The sequence below is a fragment of the Mesorhizobium sp. M2C.T.Ca.TU.002.02.1.1 genome (assembly GCF_003997225.1).
Window position 1 is genome coordinate 1 of the sequence record NZ_RZTO01000525.1, and the last position, 4,467, is coordinate 4,467.

Sequence of the window (4,467 nt, forward strand, 5' to 3'; positions counted from 1 at the left end):
CCGCCGGGCCCGCCATCTCCGCCGTCGCCGCCCTCGAGTTCGACAAAGGGCGGGATCGCGGTGGCGTGGATGACGGTGCCGCCGTCGCCGCCGTCGCCTCCCTTGGCGCTGCCGACAAAGGCAGCCGTTCCCACAGTGGAGATGGGAGCATTGTTGGTGAAGGTGGAATTTCCGCCAGGGTCGCCGTTCTCGCCGTCCGAATCGCCGAAGGCGTTGGCGCCATCATCGCCAGGCGCCCCGTCATTGTTGATCACCACCTGCGCATGGGCAGAGCCGCAATGGACGGAAAGCCCGGCCAGAGCCGTCGCGCCGAGCAAGAAACCGAGACGGCCCGCCAGGACCGCGGCCCGGCCGATGCTCAGGTTGAGATCGCCGGCTCCTGTTCCCCTGGCACCAGACCGATGATCCGCAATGCACAACGCACATTGCGCGCGCCGATTCGAAAACAGCGACATGCCCCACCCTCGTCGTGATCGCGCTCACCACCCTTAAGTCAGCGCCACGTCCCTTGCGGCTTGCAGGCCGCGTCATGCCCGTTCAAGTCGATACACCGCCGGTTGATGAGCGGTGCCTTTTTAGGATATCCTAACTTTTTGGTTGTGGAAGCCAAAAACTTACGTAAGGGACACTGACCAAATCGCACGGTGTTTGCCAGTCGTCATATGACGACAATCGCGCGGCTTCCGTGAGCCGCATCACGCTTCGCAGTCAGCCATGGCGTTATTGGCCGCCCGCACTATATGAGATGCATGGTTTTTCGCATGGGAGCCGCGCGGATGCTTCGTCACTCTCTGGCTGTTCTGGCCGGCGCCATGCTGGCGGCCGCGATTTCTCAGGTCGCGCCGTCTTATGCGCAAATCGTCATCCCGACGAACCGCAACGCATTGGTGCAACAGAATGAGCTGCAGCAATTGCAGAACAGGTTGCAGCGGCAGCAATACCAGCAGCAGCAGCAACTTTATCGCGAGCTGGACCGGCCGACCCCGCCCAGGAACCAGCCCGATGTGCCGGTATATGACAAGACATGCCGGATGGAAGCGGTCGGCAACACGATTTCCAGGGTTTGCCGCTGACATTTTGTTTTTTTCAGTTTATTAGCCGACTTACTTGCTGGCAAAATGGCGGATTGCAAGGGCGGTGGTTTTAGAGCAATTCCAGGAAAAGTGTGACACGGTTTTCCGTCGGGAATTGCGTCAGGACAGAGAGATAGAGCGGTTCGCCGTTTCCACGAAACGGTGAGACGCTCTAGCGTTTGCAGGGGAACAGGTTTTTTGCCGCGCGGGCAGCATGCGGCAAAACGCTGCTCTCACCGGAATTTGGGATGGCAACGACCAAAAAGAAAGCAGTTCGCAAAGCCAGGAAAGGCCAACGGATCCGCCAGGTGGCGGCGATTCCGTATCGATTGCGGGAAGACGGCAGCCTCGAAGTGCTGCTGGTCACCTCGCGCACCACGCGGCGCTTCATCGTGCCGAAGGGTTGGCCGATGAAGGGCAAGAGCGGTCGCAAGGCGGCAACGATCGAAGCCCAGGAAGAAGCGGGCGTTCTGGGCAAGGCGCTGAAGCAGCCGGCCGGCACCTATTCCTATTGGAAACGCATGACCAACGGCTTCATTCGCGTCGATGTGGCGGTCTACCTGCTGCAGGTCACCGAGGAGCTCGCCGACTGGCGGGAAGCCGCGAACCGGCAGCGCGCATGGCTGCCGGCGGCAGATGCCGCATTGCTCATCGACGAGCCGGAGCTTTCAACGCTGTTGCGGGATTTGACCGTTCCGGCGGCGGCATAGGCAATCCCTGCCCCGTGTCGTTCGGAAGGGTCGCGGCGTGGCGGCGCAGGCACAGAGCCATTCCCGGTCAGCCGCCTCTGTTTCGTTCGCCTTCCGGCGATTGTTCCGAAGCGGACGCATCCTGGGCGTTGCGGTTTCGAGTGGCCCTCATTCGCTGCTTGACTCATACATATCCCAACGGTTATACGTCAACCAATAGCCAACGGGTTATTGATTGGAATGACGACCGCGCATGACATGCTGTTCAGGACGCTTGCCGATCCGACGCGGCGCGCCATCTTCGAACGTCTGTGCCGCCAGGGCGAGCAGACGGTCGGGGCGCTGACCGCGCAGGCCGGCGTATCGCAGCCGGCGGTGTCGAAGCATCTCGGCGTCCTCAAGGAGGCGGGTCTGGTGCGCGACCGCCATGAAGGGCGCCAGACCCATTACAGCGCCCAGCTCAAGGCGCTTGCGCCCTTGATGGACTGGACGCGTGACATGGCGGGGTTTTGGGAAAGTCGGTTCGACGACCTGGAAGACCTGCTCAAAAGGATGGATCAATGAATGAAGCCGCAACGCGCTCCGTCATCGTCGAGCGCGAGATACCTTTTCCGCCGGAAAAGATCTGGCGCGCGCTCACCCAACCGCATCTCATCGAGGAGTGGCTGATGAAGAACGACTTCAAGCCGGTCGTGGAGCACCGCTTCAGCCTGAACGCGGAATGGGGCGGCGTCGACTGCCGGGTGCGCACGGTCGAGCCCAACAGGACCCTGTCCTACAGCTGGGACACCAAGGACCTCGAGAGCGTGGTCACCTGGACGCTCACCCCGACGGGCACGGGCACGCATCTGCGTATGGAGCAGGTCGGCTTCCGCACCGATCAGGAGCCGTACTACCGCGGGGCCACGGTGGGCTGGAAACGCAACTTCACGGCCCTGGAGCAGTTGCTTTCGCGGATCGATTGACGTCCGCCGAAGCCTCAAAAGACAGACACGGATCCCGGCGGGGCGGCAAACCGCAGGCGTAAGCAATGGAGACACGAAATGAAGATCAAGCTGACCAGCATCTATGTCGACGACCAGGAAAAGGCGCTCGGCTTCTACACCGACGTGCTGGGCTTCACCAAGAAGGCCGACTTCACCAACGGACCGTTTCGCTGGCTAACTGTCGTCTCGCCGGACGACCCTGACGGCACCGAGCTGCAGCTGGCGCTCAACGACAATCCGGCCGCAAAAACCTATCAGCAGGCCATCTTCAAGCAGGGCCAGCCGGCGCTGATGCTGTTCACCGACGACGTCAAGGCCGACCATGAGCGCATCAAGGCTAATGGCGGCACCTTCGCCATGGCGCCGACCGCGGTGACGGGCGCGACCATCGCGCAGCTCAACGACACCTGCGGCAACCTCGTTCAGCTCTCGCAGCTGGCGCGCTGGTAGAGAGCTCGATCCGTCTCGTCATTCGCAAGGGAGGTTAGATTGAACTGGAGCAAATGGATCAGGCAGCTTCACCGCTGGCTGTCGATCATCTTCACCGTCACCGTCATTGCCAATTTCGCCGCCATGGCCATGGGTCCGCCGCCCGCCTGGATCGTCTATTCGCCGTTGATCCCGCTTTTCCTGCTGCTGTTCAGCGGGCTCTATATGTTCGTGCTGCCCTATATCGGCAGGCAGCGCGGCGAGCCGGCGGGCGAGCGCACGGGATCGGCCTGATGGCGAAGGCGAAATCGAAGACTGCCGGGTCCGCGAACGCGAAACCTGCCCTGCTTTCAGGCGGCAACCCGCAGATCGCCAAGGGCTATGGCGATGCTCCCGTGCAGGCCTATATCGCGGCGATGCCGGGCTGGAAGAGCGAGGTCGGGCGCCGGCTCGACCAGATCATCGTGCAGGCCGTTCCCAACGTGCAAAAGGCCGTCAAATGGAACTCTCCATTCTACGGCATGGAAGGCGAAGGCTGGTTCCTCGGCATCCACTGCTTCGCCAGATACATCAAGGTGGCGTTCTTCCGCGGCCTGTCGCTGGAGCCCGTGCCGCCGGTCGAATCCAGGAGCAAGGACACACGCTATCTCCACATCCATGAGAACGATCGGCTCGACGAGGCGCAGTTCGTCTCCTGGGTGAAGCAGGCAAGCCGGTTGCCCGGGGAACGGATGTAAGCGCGCCAACGATCAAGCGCCGTCTCCCTGAAAGAGACATGATTGCAATTTCCATTCAGCCGCGGGAGAACCGAACATGCAGAAAGACAGCGCCCAGGGCGAGAAGTCTCCGTCCGAGCTGATCGATGCGAGGATCGAGGAGCTCGGCGACTGGCGCGGAGAGACGCTTGCCCGGCTCCGCGCCCTGATCCGGCAAGCCGCGCCCGAAGCGGTCGAGACATGGAAATGGCGCGGCGTGCCGGTCTGGGAGGATGCCGGCATGATCTGCACCGGCGAGACCTACAAGGCCGTCGTCAAGCTGACCTTCGCCAGGGGCGCGGCGCTGCCCGATCCCAAAAAGCTCTTCAACTCCAGCCTCGAAGGCAATACCAGGCGTGCCATCGATTTCAAGGAAGGCGACACGATCGACGCCGACGCCCTGAAGGCGCTCGTCCGCGAAGCCGTAAGCCTCAACAGATCGAAGACCAAACGCTGAGGGACGGCTGACCGGGGCGCTATCGGATTGATTTAGCCGAGTTTTGCTTCGGCGCGCTCACACTGGGGATATTTACTT

8 protein-coding genes and 1 pseudogene are annotated in these 4,467 nt (G+C 61.9%); 8 read left to right on the top strand and 1 reads right to left on the bottom strand.

Translation table 11 applies throughout. The annotated features are described in order from the left end of the window. Positions 1 to 317, bottom strand: a pseudogene (locus tag EOD07_RS23955) (hypothetical protein); the annotation flags it as partial. A gap of 432 nt (positions 318 to 749) precedes the next feature. Between EOD07_RS23955 and EOD07_RS23960 the strand changes: the two are divergent. The 8 genes from EOD07_RS23960 (at position 750) to EOD07_RS23995 (ending at position 4,389) form a co-directional block, all read left to right on the top strand. After that, entirely contained in the window at positions 750 to 1,073 is a 324-nt protein-coding gene (locus EOD07_RS23960; protein WP_245470443.1) for a hypothetical protein, read from the top strand. Between the two features lie 248 nt (positions 1,074 to 1,321). Then, entirely contained in the window at positions 1,322 to 1,783 is a 462-nt protein-coding gene (locus tag EOD07_RS23965) for an NUDIX hydrolase (protein WP_041004901.1), read from the top strand. A gap of 219 nt (positions 1,784 to 2,002) precedes the next feature. Continuing rightward, positions 2,003 to 2,326 carry a metalloregulator ArsR/SmtB family transcription factor gene (locus EOD07_RS23970; protein ID WP_040990288.1) on the top strand — a complete coding sequence of 108 codons (324 nt, stop codon included), beginning with the start codon at positions 2,003 to 2,005 and terminating at the stop codon, positions 2,324 to 2,326. Next, positions 2,323 to 2,727, top strand: a complete 405-nt coding sequence (locus EOD07_RS23975) for an SRPBCC domain-containing protein (RefSeq protein WP_040990289.1) — start codon at positions 2,323 to 2,325, stop codon at positions 2,725 to 2,727. The genes EOD07_RS23970 and EOD07_RS23975 overlap by 4 nt, the downstream gene beginning before the upstream one ends. Before the next feature lie 78 nt (positions 2,728 to 2,805). Then, a complete protein-coding gene (locus EOD07_RS23980; RefSeq protein WP_040990290.1) occupies positions 2,806 to 3,198 on the top strand; it encodes a VOC family protein in 393 nt (130 codons plus the stop codon). Positions 3,199 to 3,237: 39 nt separating this feature from the next. Beyond that, positions 3,238 to 3,471: a hypothetical protein gene (locus EOD07_RS23985; RefSeq protein ID WP_041004903.1), complete on the top strand. Its 234-nt coding sequence runs from the start codon at positions 3,238 to 3,240 to the stop codon at positions 3,469 to 3,471. Beyond that, positions 3,471 to 3,914, top strand: a complete 444-nt coding sequence (locus EOD07_RS23990; RefSeq protein WP_127237207.1) for a DUF1801 domain-containing protein — start codon at positions 3,471 to 3,473, stop codon at positions 3,912 to 3,914. Before EOD07_RS23985 ends, EOD07_RS23990 begins: the two co-directional genes overlap by 1 nt. Positions 3,915 to 3,990: 76 nt before the next feature. Beyond that, entirely contained in the window at positions 3,991 to 4,389 is a 399-nt protein-coding gene (locus EOD07_RS23995; RefSeq protein ID WP_127237208.1) for a DUF1801 domain-containing protein, read from the top strand. Positions 4,390 to 4,467: the final 78 nt, after the last annotated feature.

Excerpts from the sequence above, each read along its gene's own strand:
- EOD07_RS23965 (WP_041004901.1), top strand. The coding sequence starts at position 1,322 with ATGGCAACGACCAAAAAGAAAGCAGTTCGCAAAGCCAGGAAAGGCCAA.
- EOD07_RS23990 (WP_127237207.1), top strand. The coding sequence starts at position 3,471 with ATGGCGAAGGCGAAATCGAAGACTGCCGGGTCCGCGAACGCGAAACCT.
- EOD07_RS23980 (WP_040990290.1), top strand. The coding sequence starts at position 2,806 with ATGAAGATCAAGCTGACCAGCATCTATGTCGACGACCAGGAAAAGGCG.
- EOD07_RS23995 (WP_127237208.1), top strand. The coding sequence starts at position 3,991 with ATGCAGAAAGACAGCGCCCAGGGCGAGAAGTCTCCGTCCGAGCTGATC.
- EOD07_RS23970 (WP_040990288.1), top strand. The coding sequence starts at position 2,003 with ATGACGACCGCGCATGACATGCTGTTCAGGACGCTTGCCGATCCGACG.
- EOD07_RS23975 (WP_040990289.1), top strand. The coding sequence starts at position 2,323 with ATGAATGAAGCCGCAACGCGCTCCGTCATCGTCGAGCGCGAGATACCT.
- EOD07_RS23960 (WP_245470443.1), top strand. The coding sequence starts at position 750 with ATGGTTTTTCGCATGGGAGCCGCGCGGATGCTTCGTCACTCTCTGGCT.